The sequence below is a fragment of the Brevibacillus sp. NPDC058079 genome (genome assembly GCF_042885155.1).
Classification (GTDB): Bacteria; Bacillota; Bacilli; order Brevibacillales; family Brevibacillaceae; genus Brevibacillus.
Genome location: NZ_JBHVSO010000009.1, coordinates 101,183 through 117,614 on the forward strand (window position 1 = coordinate 101,183; position 16,432 = coordinate 117,614).

Here is a 16,432-nt window from a genome sequence, read left to right on the forward strand (position 1 = left end):
ACCCAGTCGGAACTTAAAAAAGGGGACCACGCTTGTCGAACACTTCTCCCTTGAGAAACTTCCGCCCGTAGGGTGGCTTTGGCTCGACGGTCCCCTTTTTTAAGTGGAGACGGACAGTGAATCACCCTTGTGGGCGTGTCAGAGTCGAAGAGAACTGTGCTTTTTCTTCTCCTCCACAATGTTGACTCAAACAAACCAGTCCCCCCTTGTTTTGTCCCAATCCCTATGTTTACACTAATAGAGACCCATTGAAAATTCCTGTCGAAAGAGAAGGTGATTCTCTTTGTTAGATAAAGCGCAAGAGATTTTACGAAAGTACTTTGGCTACGAATCATTTCGTGAAGGCCAGAAGAAAATCATCACGAGCCTGTTAGCTGGACATGACACCGTAGGCATCATGCCCACAGGTGGCGGGAAATCCATCTGTTATCAAGTCCCAGCGATGCTCCAGGACGGCGTAACCATCGTGATCTCCCCACTCATCTCGCTGATGAAGGATCAGGTCGACGTGCTGGTCAGCATGGGCATTCCCGCCACCCAAATTAACAGCTCACTGGATTATAGCGAGGTTCGCGACCGACTGCGTATGGCGGCTCGAGGAGAGTACAAGCTGTTGTACATCGCTCCAGAGCGTTTGGAATCCGAGGCGTTCCAAAACCTGATTCAGGATGTACCGATTTCGTTTATAGCAGTGGACGAAGCGCATTGCGTCTCGCAGTGGGGACACGATTTCCGTCCGAGCTATTTGGCGATTGCCCGTTTTCTTCGATCCTTGCCACAGCGCCCGCTCGTCGCAGCCTTGACGGCGACAGCGACTCCGGAGGTAACAGAGGACATCAAGCTACAGCTAGAATTACAGGACGAGCGCCTTTTTATCACAGGCTTTGGCAGAGACAATCTCATCTTGTCTGTACGCAAGGGGGAGAACCGTCGAGAATTCATTCAGGCGTACTTGCGTGCGAATAAGCAGCAGGCGGGCATTATTTATGCGGCAACGAGAAAAGACGTGGACGCCTTGCATGCAGATTTGGACAAGCGTGGCTTTGCTGTGACCAAATACCATGCAGGACTGACGGAAGAGGAGCGTGCGGCCAACCAGGAGGCATTTCTGTACGATGATGTCCGGACGATGGTCGCGACCAACGCATTTGGTATGGGCATCGACAAGTCCAATGTGCGCTACGTCATTCATTACAACATGCCGAAAAACCTAGAGGCGTATTACCAAGAAGCAGGCCGTGCGGGACGCGATGGGGAGCCAAGTGAGTGTATTCTACTGTTTCAGCCACAGGATATCCAGACGCAAACGTTTTTCATCGAGCAGAATCAACTGCTGGACGAGCGCAAGGAGCTTGAGTACAAAAAGCTGTACGCGATGATCGACTATTGCCGGACGCCGCGCTGCTTGCAGCAAAACATCGTGCAATACTTCGGCGAAACAGATGCTGTCACGTGCGGACGCTGCGGGAACTGCACCGATGAGACCGAGCTGTCCGATATTACGCTCGAAGCGCAGAAGATTTTCTCCTGCGTCAAACGTATGAGAGAGCGCTTCGGTGCCGCACTCGTCGCGCAGGTACTCAAAGGCTCCAAGAATAAAAAGGTCACCCAGTTTTCCTTCGACGAGTTGCCTACGTATGGTTTGATGAAGGAATACAAGGAAAAAGAGATCGCAGACTTGATCCAGCTCCTCATTGCCGAAGGCTATTTGCAAGTGACGGAGAGCCAATATCCAATCGTAAAGCTGGGGGAGCGGGCATTGCCTGTTCTGAGGGGCGAAGAGCGCGTCGTGCAAAAAATCTCGATACGTCCTGTACAGCTAACAGAGGATGACGAGTTGTTCGAGCATCTACGTGCATTGCGTAAGGAAATCTCGACGCGACAAAAAGTACCGCCGTACGTGATTTTCCCAGACAGTACCTTGAAGGAAATGAGCAGTGTTTGTCCGACTGACAAACAGGCCATGCTCCAGATCAAAGGAGTAGGCGAGGCGAAATTCGAGAAATATGGAGAACTCTTTCTGGAGTGTTTACAGAACTATACAGCGATCAAGTCGTGACATTTACGTCACGGCTTTTTTGCTATTTTTCCTTCCATATGCCTGCTATAGTTAGATAGCAACCCAGAATTTTCATACAAAATAGAACAGGAGGACAATTAGAGCAACACCATCGAGGGGCATTGACAGATTAAGAGAGACAGAGGGGAAAACATGAAAAAACTAGCGAAGGGCTTATTAAGTGTAGCACTTACATCCATGGTGTTAGGCAGTGCGATGATGGGGATCGCCGCACCGGTAAAGGCCGCAGAAACGCCTACCAAAATTACGTTGCTGGGTACATCTGACATTCACGGACGATTCATGCCGTGGGATTATGCTCTGGATGGCCCGAATCCAAATGGCAGCATGACGCAGTTGTTCACGATGATTAAAGAGATTCGCAAAGAAAATCCGAACACCGTATTGCTGGATGCAGGCGATTCGATCCAAGACAACTCGGCAGAGCTGTTCAACGACCAACCGCAGTCTCCTATCATGGTCGCGATGAACGAAATGAACTATGACGCGTGGGCTTTTGGCAATCATGAATTTAATTTTGGACTCGATGTTTTGGACAAGGTCAGCAGCCAATACAAAGGCTCTGTTTTGGCAGGGAACATTTACAAGGAAAATGGCGAGCGTTTCTTGCCTGCGTACACGATCATTGAGCGTGCTGGTGTAAAAATCGGCGTCATTGGGATGAACACGCCGATGATTACTGATTTCGAAAAAGGGACCGATCATCTGGATGGCCTCGTGATCAAAAACCCGGTAGAAGAAACCAAGAAAGCCGTAAAAGAGCTGGAAGGCAAAGTAGACGTCATGATCGGTCTCATGCACATGGGCATCGAGAATGAAAACGGAATTCCGGGGACGGGTGTAGCAGATATCGCAAACGCCGTTCCAGAGCTGACTGCGATTTTTGCAGGTCACATGCACAAGCTCGTGAAAAAGGAAGAGATCAACGGCGTCTTGATCACTGAGCCGGACAAATACGGTACGCATCTTTCTCGCATTGACCTGACTTTCGAAAAGAAAGACGGCAAGGTCGTGCTGACTAACAAGGAAGCGACTGCGGTCCCTGTAAAAGGCGCAGATGGCACACCAGCGGTATCCGATGCAGCGTTGGAGACCAAGCTCCAGCCTTTTCATGAGTTCGCGCGTGCAGATGCCAACATCGTCGTAGCAGAGCTCAAAGGCATGAACCTGGTACCGAAAAACGAGGTCGAGGGCATCCCGACGGTACAAATTCAGGAGACGCCGCTATCCGACTTTTTCCATGAAGTGATGCTCTACTATAGCAAAGCAGACGTGGTTGCTCACCAGATCGACAACGACAAAGCAAAGCTGGACGTAGGTCCGATCAAGAAAAAGGATATCGCCTACAACTACCAATACGCGGGTGGCGAGATTACCGTTTACAAAGTAACCGGAAAAGACTTGAAGGACTACATGGAATGGGCTGTGGGCTACTTCAATTCCACGCGCCCTGGTGATGTGACAGTTAGCTTTGATCCAAAACGCCGCGCCTCCAAATACAGCACCAACGATTTCTTCGGTGGCGTGAAATACGAAATCGACCTGACCAAGCCATACGGCAGCCGCATCACGAACCTGCGCAAGCTCGATGAGAAACCGATCAAGGCTGAAGATACCTTGAAGCTCGGAATGAACTCATACCGGATGGAAGCTTTGCAGGCAAAAGGTGGCGCGTTGGAAGGACGCAAGTTCGAACAGCTGTGGTCTTCCAAAGACAACAGTGCGTTTGGTGAAACGGGTGGAACGATCCGCAACCGTGCTATTGCGTACCTGAAAGAAGTGAAAAAGGGCGTTTACGAGCCAAAAGTACAAAACAACTGGAAGATTACAGGTGTGGACACCACTGCACCTGAACGCAAGGACGTAGTAGAGCTGATCAATGCAGGCATTCTGAGCGCTCCGAAAACGGCAGATGGCAAATACACCAATATCGCTTCCATCAACATCAAGGACGCGGTAACCAAAGAAGAAATCACCGAGCTGTCTGCAAAAGCAAAAGTCGATGCAGCGAAGCTCGCGACAATCAAAACAAAAGGTGAATTTTATCATCAACTGAACGAAGCGAGAAAGGCTGCGGAAAAATCGGTCACACCGACAACCAAAACGCAGCAAAAGAAATAACAGAGATGAACGCAAGAAAGCCGTGACGCGAGTAGTCACGGCTTTTTCTTTTTCTATGACGCCAATCTGTCAACGAACGATTCTTCTGCGATACTTCACCAAGTACAACAGGAACCCGAGCAACAGCAACCCTTGACCAACAATCGCACCAGAGACGGAGATGCCGATATAGGTGATCAGGTAGTAAATGCCGGAGCCTACTGCCATTAGCAGATTCTCGATGAAGTTCTGAATCGCAATCGTTTTCCCGGAACCAACCATCCGCTTGCCTTCGTCCTGCAAGACGGTATTCATCGGGATAATGAACACGCCGCCCATGAACCCGACGAGAAGCAATAGACTGATGGCAACAAAGGTGATGTTCGTCCAAGGGAATAGCACGATGATGAGAAACATTCCGAATCCGTATGTCAGCGATCGAGTGAAATGAGACAAAGGAATAAGCTTGGGAGCCAGAAAAGCTCCGGCGATAATTCCGATGGATGTCGTTGCGAGAATCAGCGATACAGAGAAGCTTTCCGGGTTAATCCCAAGCGCGAGGGGAATCCAGGCCAGAACGGCCACACGCAGGACAGCAGAGGACATCCAGAATGCTCCGGTTCCAATCAGGGCAAAGCTCGTTTCCGGGCGATTCATCAAGTGCTGGAAGTCGATGAAAAAGCGTCGTGCTTCAGCCCCATAGCGAATCGATGCATTCCCTCTCATACGCGGAATGAAGAAAGTCATACCGAGCGACAGCAGATAGATCAGCAGACAAATTCCTGACGAGATAAGCGGTGCTGTCATGTTCGCGATGGCTCCACCACCACCGATTCCTGTCAAAATCGCAAAGATCGTATAGGCTTCGATGCGTGCATTCGCATGAAACAGTTCATCTTCATTTCGAGTCAGCTCCGGCAAGATTCCATACTTGGCCGGAGAATACACGACCGCTCCGACTCCTACTGTGAAGTAACACAACATCAGCATCAAGATGCTCGACTGGTCAATGAAAAACAGCAGGACGACACCAAGCGCTTTAATCAGGTTGCCGATCACCAGCACGATAGATTTGGCGTGCTTGTCGGCAAAAGGCCCAACCAGTGGAGCGAGAAAAACGTAGGGGAGAAAGAATGAAATCGATACGAGTGCAAGCATCGCGGGAGAAAAACCGTTCTCCCGCAGCAGATTCGCGATGACAAACAAAATCATGTTGTCGGCAAAGGCCGATAGAAATTGAGTGAAGTACAGGGCTTGTAGTGGTTTTAATCGTATGTTCACATCATTTTCCTCCCGTTTCGGCCAGCTGTTTCAGACTGACGTAATCCGTTTTGCCGCTACCGAGAAGTGGTAGAGCTTTGATTACTTGCATCGTACCTGGGATGAGCAATGGCGAGTATTGTTTTTCCGTCAAATACGCGCGCAATTGGCTCAGCTGAACCGATTCATCTGTGGTAAATAGCAGGACACGCTCCCCTTTTCGCGCATCATTCACTGTTATCGCAGCAAAACCGGAGTGTCCGAAGCATTGCATAGCCAGTTCTTCAACCAGATTGAGCGAAACCATCTCGCCGCCGATTTTGGCGAAGCGCTTCAGACGGGATTGGATGCTGAGAAAGCCGTCCTTGTCAGCTGTAACCAAATCACCTGTGTGGTACCATTCCTCAGCGGGAACAAAGCCTTTTCCGTGAATCATATAACCCTTCATGACGTTCGGACCCTTCACCAAAAGCTCTCCGCCAGCCTCGATTCCTTCTACTGCTTCCAGCTTGGCGGACATTCCTGGCATCAAACGCCCGACGGTTCCTGGTTTGTTTGCCAGCGGCGTGTTGAGTGACAGGATCGGAGCTGTTTCCGTTGCCCCATAGCCTTCAAAAATCCGTACACCGAACTTTTCCATCCACAGCTTGCGCACATCGTCCTTCAGTTTTTCTGCTCCTGCAAATACGTAGCGCAGGGAGTAGAAGTTGTAAGGGTGGGCCATACGCCCGTAACCAGCCATAAAGGTTGAGGTTCCGAAGAGAATCGTTGCGTTTTGATCGTAGACCAATTCCGAAATCGCCTTGTAATGCAACGGACTTGGGTACAGATAGACTGGAATTCCTTTGACGACTGGCACAAGCGTTCCTACGGTTAGTCCGAAGCTGTGGAACATCGGCAGTGCATTGAAAAACTTGTCGCGACTCGTGATATCGATCACGCTGGTCACTTGTTGAATATTCGCGTACAGATTCGTATGCGTCAGGATGACACCTTTTGGCTTGCTCTCACTGCCAGAGGTGAAGAGGATCAGCTCGTTCTTAGCCGCTGAAGCTTTTTTCTTCCGCAAATAAGAGAAGAGTGCGGACACTTTGTCAAAAGCAGTCGCGGATGCTTTCAAATCCTCAAGATAAATAATTTTCATGCTCGGTGAAAGACCTGCGATGATGTGCTCCAGCTTCCCTTTTTCAATGAATACACGCGAGGTCAGGATCGTATCGATATGAGCAGTCTCACAGCAATCCAGTAGCGAACGAATGCCAAGTGAAAAGTTCAGGATGGCTGGAGTGGCACCGATGCGGAACAACGATAGTAACGTTACGAGATGACCTACTGAATTGGGAAGGAATATACCGACAACCGGTTTTCCCAAGAGCATTGGCTGCAATTTGTTGCCGAGTAAGTAGCTACCGATTAACAAGGTCTTGTAGTCGATCGCTGACGTCAGATCTTTGGCGATTTCCATTTTTGCACCATTCAGGCGAGCTGCTTCGAGAACTTCATCAAACAGATTCACGTTTTGCTTCATCCGGCTCTCGAACAAGCCTTCTTGGAGAATACGCAGAATACGATCATTGGCCGTGGCTTTTTGTTCGCGCATCGATAGGCTTTGATCGCGCTCGATGGTGAACGGAGTGCCTACTGTCATGGTTACATCAGGGAACCAGGAGAGCTTCAGCTTTCCTTTCAAATACGAGAAGATCGAACGTTCCAGGCCTTTAATGATGATCGGGTAAACCGTTACACCAGTTCGCAGAGCGAGATAGCCGACACCGCTGTAGATTTTCATGATGCCGCCCGTCGTCGTGATCCGACCTTCTGGAAAAATCACCAGCGTCTGTCCGTTGCGGAGGACGCGGAGCATGTGGCGGATGGAGTACGGGTTGAGCGGATCGATTGCGATATGCTTGCGGAAGCGGAGGAAAAACGCAAACCGCTTAGCGATCTCCGTGTTGACGACAAAGGTCGCTTCTTTTGGCAAGCAAAAGGATAGGAGTACCGCATCTAGCAAGGAGACGTGATTGGGAGTGATAAGAGATGGCTTCGACAAGTCGATTTTGGAGAGTCCAAGCACACGAGGACGGAACCATAACATCAATAACGTTTTTAAGAAAGAATAGATAAGGGCCATGTGGACCACACCTTTACAAGGGATAATGTCGTTGCTCTATAGTTTTCATTGTAAGGAGTGGAGCATGTAAAAAAAGTACCAACATTCATTGGTACCTGGTAATAAGACCTAGAATAGCTTTTTTTGGCTGGCTTTTGCGGCCGCTTCCTTGCTTGTTTTGACGCCCATTTTTTTGAGGATTCGGTTGATGTGATTTTTGATCGTACGCTTCGTGATGTGGAGAGATTGTTCAATCTGCGTCTGCGTATGACCTTGGTGGATTAGTTGTAGGATGTCCCTTTCTGCGGGAGATAACAGCTTTTGATTTTCATCGTTTTTCAAACGCAAAAATTCGTTGCGAAGTGCCGCAGCTGCCGTAGGGTGAATGGCAGATTGGCTGTTGTGAGCAGCACGGATAGCGTCGGGAATTTCCTTGAAGCTCGATTTGCTGATGTAATTGACGGCACCCGCTGAGAAGGATTCCACGATCACTGCCTCGTCTGTCAGAGAGGTGAGCATGATGATTTTACTGTCAGCTTGGAGTGCCATGAATTCGATTGCCGTTTCGATTCCGTCCAGATTGTTCTCGGTCAAGTTAATGTCCATTAAGACGACATCCGCTTTGGCAGGCAAAAAGCGCTCGATTGCTTCTGCTTTGAACCCGGCTTCCCCTACTACGGTGAGATCCGGTTCTTTGTTCAGGAAGTCAATGAGACCTTTGCGCCAGACGGGGTCGTCCTCTACTAAAAATACCCTGATTGGATTCATGTTTGTGAGCGTCCTTTCGCTATTCAGAGTCGGTTATGATGACGCGCTTTTTCGGGAAGAACAGGAAAACGGTGGTTCCTTTGCCTTGTTCACTGTAGATTTCCAATTGGCCCTGATGCTTTTGCATGACGTTGTAGCAGTAGGAGAGCCCAAGACCAAAGTTTTGTCCTGTCCTTTTTGTCGAGAAAAAAGGATCGAGTACATGAGGCAGGTTCTCTTTGGTAATGCCTGTGCCTGTGTCTGCGACAGTGATGATGAGATGCTTGTGGGACAAAAATAGCTGAAGATGAAGCTTGCCGCCCGCCTTCATGGCTTCCAGTGCATTCATGCACAAGTTGGTGATGACTTCGCGCAGTTGTACTCCATCGCCATACAAGCGAAGTGTTTCGTCCAATTCACTAACGACTTCTACCTGTTGCTTCAGGATATAGGGCGTCAGATTTTGTGTGACTTGCCCGATAATTTGGCCGGGGTCACATGGTTCTTCTCGCAGCTCGACGTCACGCAGCTGGTTTTGAATCCGATTCATCATGTCCAGCATATGCTGTGAGGATTGCATTAGGACAAGCGCGTCTTCTTTTAGCGACGGCTGGTTGGTTTCATCTGCATAAGTCTCGATACGGTCGGCATACAGCGAGATTTTGCCTACTTCATTTTTGATCGTATGGTTAATGATTTGTGCACCGGAAGTCAAGGCGCGCAAGGTACTGTCCAGACGTCTTTTTTCTACGCGGAGACGGACGCCAAGGAAGCCGTATTTCAAGCTGATGGCAACGATCAGGATAAACTGGATCGTGACTACGAGCATGTTGTAGCGCCAAGCCTCATAATCGTTCTGGATACGCATGATGTAGATGAAAATAAAGACGAAAAACAACGGAATGATGATGAGTACGTTCGTGAAAAAGCTGTTCTTTTTCACGAGTGGGTCTTTTTCTCGCATGTACTGCACGACAAGCAACGTACAGGAGAACAGAAAAAACGGAATCACCCATGCCACCATAATCCAGTAGTTAAAAAGCAGCTCGGGATAAACGGGTGTAATCCAAAGCATCCCAAGCGGCAGGATGAGAGCAGCGTATTGTATCGTCAGCTTTACTCTGCGAGACAAAAATTCAGTTGAGTGTACAGCAAACATGAGAAACGTGTAGGGCAAACCCACTTGGCAAACAAAAGATGAGATGCGGCTTACCAATATCAGGGTGTTCGTGGTCCCAGGCTTTGTGGCTAGGTAATCTGCAAAATAGGGCATGATCGTCTCGTCAATCACGCCTGAGATAAAGCCTCCAGCCCCAACAAAGGCAGTCGCACAAGCCCAGCGGATTGACGTTCGTTTCGGGTCTGTGAACAGAACGAACAGACCTAATGCCCATATGGTAAACAAGATGAAAACCATCATGGATTTGCTATCTCCTGTCAATCATTATTTATCTATTATATCGTACATAAGTCAAAGGACACGGAAAAATTAAAGGATGGACAAGCGTGCAGGTGTTTATATTCAGAATATACATATCTATCCGTAATCTCCGAAATCGCCTATGATGGTAATCGTGCGACAAAAAGTAAGCGTCATCATTTGTTCATCATAAGGCACGGGGGAGAAGCGAGCGGATGGTATCATTCATGAAAAAGCATTTGATTGTCCGTATTTTGTGTGTCATCATCGCCGTTTTGATCTTACTTGCTGCGGGAAGTGTTGTTACACAGTTTGTGCAGACCAGATCCGCTGTGGAGGATGGAATCAATAGCTACAATTTGCGTATTGTGGAGAGCTACGCGGCTCAAATGAATACTGATCGATACGCTGAATTTTTAAGGCAGCCAGAGGAGACCGAGCTTTATTGGTCGTTACGTAAAGAGCTGGATGTGTTTCGAACGCAAATTGGGGCCATCTACGTGTATTTCGTGCGGTTTGACGAGAACCAGGTTCCCAAAATTATGATTGATGGACGCCCGCCAAATGACCCTTCCGCCTCCCCAATCAATGAAGTGACAGATATGCCTCCTTCAGCTGTTCAGGCAGTTATGGCTGGTCAAAAGGCAAGCTCTCCGATCATCGAAAATCCAGAGTATGGGACGTACATATCTGCCTATGCTCCGGTGAAGGACGCCAGTGGTTCCGTGATTGGCGCACTGGGTATAGATACGGATGTCGCTGTGTATGAGCAGCTCGTAACGAACGTGATCTGGAAAAGTACTCCTGTGTATGTGTTTTTGCTTATCATCATGCTTGCGGCAATTGGAGCGATTGTCTGGTTTGTGCAACGAGCGTTGGGGCCATTACATACGGTAAGGGCGAGTGCCGAGCAAATGGCATTGGGGGATTTGGCGAAAGCAGGGGCTATTTTGCGAGAAAAGCCCGTTCGCTCCGAGGATGAAATTGGTACGGTCTATAAGGCGATGCTCACCATGTCCGAAAACTTGCATAGCCGTGTTCGTGGCTTGGTTGTCAATATGGAGAAGACCTCTGATCAGTTGGTTGTATCTTCGAAGGATTTAGCCAATAGCGCAGATCATTTGCTTGAGATGGGCCAGCACGTGAATGAAAATGTAAAGGCGATATACGAAGGAGCCAATTCGCAGATGAAAAGTGCAGCCGACAGTGCCACTGCCATCGAAGAAATTACGGTGGGCATTAGCCGAATTGCAGAGTCATCTGCAACCGTATCGGATGCTTCTGTCCATGCTCTCGAGATGGCTCATTCTGGCGATTTCGCGATGAAAAGAATGAATAGCCAAATGAAAGATATTTCGGCTTCAGCTGCACAGACATTGGACATTGCTTTGCAATTGAAGCACGATTCCAATCAGATTGAAAACGTACTTGGTACGATTCGCGGGTTCACCGAGCAAACCAAGATTTTGGCCCTGAATGCTTCGGTTGAAGCGGCTAGAGCGGGAGAGCACGGTCTAGGCTTTACAGTGGTGGCCAAAGAGGTGAGCAAGCTGGCGGACGCCTCTGCAACGTCCGTGCATCAAATTGCAGCTTTGCTAGACAGAATTTGCAGGGAGTCAGAGAAGATCAGTGAGGAAATGGAAAACGTGGCAAGAGAAATCGAAACGGGTGTCGGTCTTTCTCTCGAAGCAGAACAATCCTTCCTGCATACAGTCCAGGCATTCCGACTCGTCAGTGAACAGGTGCAGGAAGTATCGGCTACAACGGAGGAGCTGTCCGCAGGGTCAGAAGAAGTGGCGGCTACTGTCAACAGCATTGCACAGATTGCAAGCCGAGTCACCGAGCAAACGAATCAAATTCGAATGCTAACGAATCAGAACCTAGAAATGATGAAGCAAGTACACGAGGCGTCCAGTTCGATGAATGACAATACGTTGGACATGAGACAAGCGATTCAACAAGTCAATGTGTAAAAAGTAAGGAAATGGAAGGCTGATCTTGGTTTACGACAAGATTGGCCTTTTTTACAAAGACGTATATATGCCCATCATATTCATAGGAAAGCAGGTTTTTCCAAATATTCGTGGAATTGAAAAGGATTGGTTGTGCATTTCGTGACTTTCTATCTATTCAACGGCGGGTGATAGAGTGAAACGATTAGATTTAATATTCCAGACGTTAGTAGACGCTGGTCCTGATAAAAAAGTAAGCGCTTCAGAGTTGGCTGAGCGGCTTGGTTTGAGTCGAGCGAATGTGAGCAGTGATTTGAACCGTTTGTGGAAGGAAGGCAGAATCGAGAAGGAAGAAGGGCGTCCGACGCTGTTTTTTGCCAAGCAAGGAAACGATTCGCTCTATTTGGCGGAGACGTCGCTGGACAGGCTGGCGAAAACCAATAAGAGCTTGATCACGCGTATTGAGCAGGCAAAGGCGGCCGTTTTGTATCCGCCGCGAGGGATGCATTGCTTGATTTTGGGGGAAACCGGCGTGGGCAAATCGTGGTTTGCTGGGATGATTCACGAGTTTGCCGTTGATATTGGACGCCTGGATAAGCATGCTCCTTTCGTGATTTTTAACTGCGCCGATTATGCTAATAACCCGCAGCTCTTAATCAGTCAATTGTTCGGAGTCAAAAAAGGGGCGTATACCGGAGCGGAGATGGACCGCAAAGGACTAGTGGAAAAGGCAGACGGTGGCATTCTTTTTCTCGATGAAGTGCATCGGCTGCCAGCGGAAGGACAGGAAATCTTTTTTACCTTTATGGATAAGGGCATATTCCGCCGCGTAGGGGAAACAGAGATGGAGCGGACGGCTCACGTCCAGATTGTGATGGCCACGACAGAAAATCCGGAGTCGAGTCTCTTAAAAACGTTCATGAGGCGTATTCCCATGGTCATCAAGCTGCCCTCTTTGGTTGAGCGTGGCTTGGAAGAGCGTTTTAGTATTACGATGGAGATTTTTCAAGAAGAGGCTTTTCGGTTGGGGAAAGAGATTCAGATATCGGCCAATGCTGTGCAGGCATTCTTGTGCTATCACTGCCCGAATAACATTGGACAGTTAAAAACGGATATTCAGCTCACCTGCGCCAGCGCCTATGCCGAATTCATTTCGTTAAAAAAGAATCAGCTGCACGTGTCGGTTCAGGACCTGCCGCATCATGTGAAGCAAGGGCTGCTTTTGGTGAAGGATTACAAGCAGGAGCTAGATGAAATCATCGGGACGGAGCACAATTGCTTTGTCGTGCAGCCATCAAAAGAGGGCATCTGGATCGGGCGAGAAACAGGGGATACGACGGACAGTGTCTATGAAAAAATCGAGCAAAAAATATATGAACTGCAAAACCTCGGTGTGAGTGAAGAAGAATTGGAGTTTGACATCGAGAATTATTTTACGACCTTTATCAAAGGCGTCCATCAACGTGTAAATAAAGGCGACATGGCCCGGATTATCGACCCGTTCATCATTCACCTCGTGGAAGAGATCGTTCGCTTCGCAGAGGCCAAGCTGGAGAAGATTTTGAGCCAGAAGGTAATCTTTGGTCTCGCGCTGCATATTCAGACATCGAAAGAGCGCCTCGCACAAGGTAAGCAGATCGTAAATCCGCAAATCAACCATGTGCGAATCAAATACAAGAAAGAGTTTGCTGTGGCGCTAGAGTGCGTGCGCATGATAGAAGAAGCGATACTCATGGATCTGCCGATTGGTGAGGCTGGATATTTGACCATGTTTTTCGTGCTCGACGATGTCAGCATGGAGGAAGAACGGGAAACAATCGGGGTGCTCGTGATTACGCACGGCAGCGGCGGTGCGACAGCGATGGTCGATGTGACGAACCGATTGCTGGTCACACAATATGCGAGAGCCATCGACCTGCCGCTCGAAGAAGATTCCATGAGTGTTTTGGAGAAAGCACTGAAAGTAGCCAGAGAGATCGGGAGCAAGGCTGGATTGCTGCTGCTCGTAGATATGGGGTCGCTGCTCGGCTTTGGCGAGATCATCGAGCGGGAGATGGGCATTCCGGTCAAAGTCATTCCGATGGTCAGCACGCCACATGTGATCGAGGCCACTCGAAAGGCGATGCTCGGTCATTCACTGGAGGACGTTTACCGAGATGTCTTGGGCATTTCACTCTACCAGCGGGAGGAGCAGCCGAAAGAACAGGCGCAAAAGCATGTTCCGGCGCTGACGATCGTCGCAGCCTGCCTGTCTGGGGAAGGCAGTGCCTTGTTTTTGAAAAAGCTGCTGGAATCAAGGCTCAGGTACGATGATAACCTGCTGGAATTTGTGCCGCTGCAACTGATCGATAAGGCACAGGCCCGCAGTCAGCTTCGAAACATCAAAGAGGAGAGAAAAATTCTCTTCGTGGTGAGCAATTACATTCTCGACCGCGAGTTGCGCCACCATAGCATGGACGATGTTTTGAACGGAGAGGCGATGTCTGATATCCAGAAAGTGATCGATCTGGAAGAGGCCTATCTGAAGATGCAAGAGTCGCTGGGGGAGCACCTGCAAATGGTAGAGGGACAAGATATTCTCGCTGACGTGAGGATGTGTGTCGGCCGCATGGAGGAGCGACTGAACAATTCTTTGGTTTTTGACACGCGAATTGGGGCCTACTTGCACATCTGCTGCTTGGTTGATCGCTTGAAAGCAGGGACGCAATCAGTGGCGTATATTCAAAAAGACAGTTTTTTGCTGGAGAACCGCAAGCTGTACAGCTTAATCCGACATGAATTATTGCCGCTAGAAGACAAGTATGAGGTAGTGATCAGCGAAGACGACGTTTGTTTTATCATGAATTTCTTCATACACAATAAAACACTGGCGTAACCAGTGTTTTATTTTTTGTCTTTTCCATATTCAAAATCAAACACTACAGCGCTTACATAAAAACACTAATGGGGATGACAGGAGATGAGGTCGCGAAATATGCCTAACCATGCGGTTTTTTTGGTAAGCGCATACATTTTTTGGTGTTTTGGCACGTAACTTGCTCTTACAATAAGGCATCACTCGTCGAGAGGAGGGGGTACAATCAATGAATATTTTATTGTGTTGCGCAGCGGGTATGTCGACAAGCTTGCTGGTTCAAAAAATGGAGGAGGCTGCCAGAGAAAAAGGGTTGGACGCTAAAATATGGGCAGTTTCCGCAGATGATGTGAAAAATCATATTGATCAAGCAGCAGTGCTCTTGTTGGGGCCACAAGTTCGTTACAAGCTGACAGAGATGAAAAAAGAAGGGGCATCCAGAGGAATTCCTGTAGACGTGATCAGTACCGTTGATTACGGAACGTTGAACGGGAAAAACGTGCTTGAATTTGCACTTCGTCTAAAACAGTAGGAGGGGGATGCGTATGGGCGGATTTGTTTCATTTATGGAAAACCGCATGATGCCGATAGCAGGAAAAATGGCGGAACAAAAGCATCTGCAGGCCATTCGTGACGGAATTATCCTTACTTTGCCTTTGTTGATCATTGGTTCACTGTTCCTCATCATTGGCTTCATACCGATACCTGGTTATGACGAATTCATGGGCGGTATTTTCGGCGAAAAATGGCGGACGAAGCTGCTGTATCCGGTAGGCGCTACTTTTGACGTCATGGGATTGATTGTCAGTTTTGGCGTCGCCTACCGACTAGCAGAGAAATACAAGGTCGATCCGCTGTCGGCTGGAGCGATTTCTGTCGCTTCCTTCTTGCTCGCTACTCCGTATAAAATCATGTTCACCCCGGAAGGAGCGAGTGCAGCCCAAGAAGTTGGCGGAGTCATTCCTCTCACGCTGATGGGTAGCCAGGGATTGTTTGTAGCCATGATATTGGCGATTTTAGGAACCGAGATTTACCGCAAAATTATCCAAATGAAGATCGTCATCTCCATGCCACCCGGAGTTCCCCCTGCCGTTTCTCGTTCGTTTGTGGCATTGATCCCTGCGGGTGCAGTGCTTATCGTTGTCTGGCTGATTCGGATTCTTCTGGAAAACACTTCTTTCGAGAGTATTCATAATATTGTAAAAGATCTACTTGTCGGACCATTGAGTGTGGTCGGCAGCAGCTTGATTGGTGCCATCATATGCGTGTTGCTTATTCATGTGCTCTGGGCAGTTGGTTTACATGGTGCGGCGATAGTCGGTGGCATTATGAGTCCAATCTGGCTGACACTGATGGACCAGAACAGAGCGGCGTTTCAAGCAAATCCAAACGGTGAATTGCCGAACGTCGTAACCACGCAATTTTTTGACATGTGGATATATGCAGGGGGATCAGGTGCCACTTTGGCTCTCGTTGTCCTGATGGTATTCATGGCACGAAGCAAACAGATGAAAAACATCGGTAGACTCTCGATCGGACCTGGTTTGTTTAACATCAATGAACCGGTCATCTTCGGAATGCCGATCGTCATGAACCCGCTCTTGATTATTCCGTTTGTGATTACCCCTGTCATATTGGTCCTTATCAGCTATTTTGCGATGTCGCTCGGATGGGTAGCAAAGCCAAGCGGAGTATCTGTTCCGTGGACGACACCATTATTTGTAAGTGGATATTTGGCTACAGGCGGAAAAGTATCGGGAATGGTTCTTCAAGCCGTGAACTTCCTCATATCGCTCGCGATCTACTATCCGTTCTTCCGCTTGTGGGATAAACAAAAGGTAAGTGAAGAAAAAGCTGGTACTGCTTCCGATACAGCTGTGACTATGTAATCGCTAGAGGAGAGGCTATC

At 48.6% G+C, this 16,432-nt stretch carries 10 protein-coding genes; 6 read left to right on the top strand and 4 right to left on the bottom strand.

The features are described from left to right. Positions 1 to 283: 283 nt before the first annotated feature. Both recQ and ACFVS2_RS24305 read left to right on the top strand, forming a co-directional pair. Entirely contained in the window at positions 284 to 2,059 is a 1,776-nt protein-coding gene (gene recQ, locus ACFVS2_RS24300) for a DNA helicase RecQ (RefSeq protein ID WP_390238469.1), read from the top strand. 153 nt (positions 2,060 to 2,212) lie between these two features. Beyond that, positions 2,213 to 4,201: a bifunctional metallophosphatase/5'-nucleotidase gene (locus ACFVS2_RS24305; protein WP_483862257.1), complete on the top strand. Its 1,989-nt coding sequence runs from the start codon at positions 2,213 to 2,215 to the stop codon at positions 4,199 to 4,201. 69 nt (positions 4,202 to 4,270) lie between these two features. Here ACFVS2_RS24305 and lplT read toward each other — a convergent pair whose 3' ends face one another. From lplT to ACFVS2_RS24325, 4 genes are all read right to left on the bottom strand, one after another. Next, positions 4,271 to 5,461, bottom strand: coding sequence for a lysophospholipid transporter LplT (gene lplT / locus ACFVS2_RS24310; protein ID WP_390238470.1), 1,191 nt, complete (start codon positions 5,459 to 5,461; stop codon positions 4,271 to 4,273). A gap of 1 nt (position 5,462) precedes the next feature. Continuing rightward, positions 5,463 to 7,571, bottom strand: coding sequence for an AMP-binding protein (locus tag ACFVS2_RS24315; protein ID WP_390238473.1), 2,109 nt, complete (start codon positions 7,569 to 7,571; stop codon positions 5,463 to 5,465). Between the two features lie 108 nt (positions 7,572 to 7,679). After that, positions 7,680 to 8,318 carry a response regulator gene (locus ACFVS2_RS24320; RefSeq protein ID WP_007724579.1) on the bottom strand — a complete coding sequence of 213 codons (639 nt, stop codon included), beginning with the start codon at positions 8,316 to 8,318 and terminating at the stop codon, positions 7,680 to 7,682. Positions 8,319 to 8,337: 19 nt separating this feature from the next. Then, complete coding sequence (locus tag ACFVS2_RS24325; protein ID WP_390238476.1) at positions 8,338 to 9,717, bottom strand: HAMP domain-containing sensor histidine kinase; 1,380 nt, start codon at positions 9,715 to 9,717, stop codon at positions 8,338 to 8,340. A gap of 215 nt (positions 9,718 to 9,932) precedes the next feature. Here ACFVS2_RS24325 and ACFVS2_RS24330 point away from each other — a divergent pair, with 215 nt between their 5' ends. The 4 genes from ACFVS2_RS24330 to celB all read left to right on the top strand — a co-directional run bounded on the left by ACFVS2_RS24330 (position 9,933) and on the right by celB (position 16,412). Continuing rightward, entirely contained in the window at positions 9,933 to 11,690 is a 1,758-nt protein-coding gene (locus tag ACFVS2_RS24330) for a methyl-accepting chemotaxis protein (RefSeq protein WP_390238479.1), read from the top strand. Between the two features lie 175 nt (positions 11,691 to 11,865). Continuing rightward, complete coding sequence (locus tag ACFVS2_RS24335; protein ID WP_390238481.1) at positions 11,866 to 14,544, top strand: sigma 54-interacting transcriptional regulator; 2,679 nt, start codon at positions 11,866 to 11,868, stop codon at positions 14,542 to 14,544. Between the two features lie 208 nt (positions 14,545 to 14,752). Continuing rightward, a complete protein-coding gene (locus ACFVS2_RS24340) occupies positions 14,753 to 15,055 on the top strand; it encodes a PTS sugar transporter subunit IIB (protein WP_007724569.1) in 303 nt (100 codons plus the stop codon). 13 nt (positions 15,056 to 15,068) lie between these two features. Further along, positions 15,069 to 16,412, top strand: coding sequence for a PTS cellobiose transporter subunit IIC (celB, locus tag ACFVS2_RS24345; protein WP_370642607.1), 1,344 nt, complete (start codon positions 15,069 to 15,071; stop codon positions 16,410 to 16,412). Positions 16,413 to 16,432: the final 20 nt, after the last annotated feature.

Bases quoted from the DNA above. Each gene is read 5' to 3' on its own strand.
- celB (WP_370642607.1), top strand. From the start codon at position 15,069: ATGGGCGGATTTGTTTCATTTATGGAAAACCGCATGATGCCGATAGCA.
- ACFVS2_RS24315 (WP_390238473.1), bottom strand. From the start codon at position 7,571: ATGGCCCTTATCTATTCTTTCTTAAAAACGTTATTGATGTTATGGTTC.
- ACFVS2_RS24320 (WP_007724579.1), bottom strand. From the start codon at position 8,318: ATGAATCCAATCAGGGTATTTTTAGTAGAGGACGACCCCGTCTGGCGC.
- ACFVS2_RS24330 (WP_390238479.1), top strand. From the start codon at position 9,933: ATGGTATCATTCATGAAAAAGCATTTGATTGTCCGTATTTTGTGTGTC.
- ACFVS2_RS24305 (WP_483862257.1), top strand. From the start codon at position 2,213: ATGAAAAAACTAGCGAAGGGCTTATTAAGTGTAGCACTTACATCCATG.
- ACFVS2_RS24325 (WP_390238476.1), bottom strand. From the start codon at position 9,717: ATGATGGTTTTCATCTTGTTTACCATATGGGCATTAGGTCTGTTCGTT.
- ACFVS2_RS24340 (WP_007724569.1), top strand. From the start codon at position 14,753: ATGAATATTTTATTGTGTTGCGCAGCGGGTATGTCGACAAGCTTGCTG.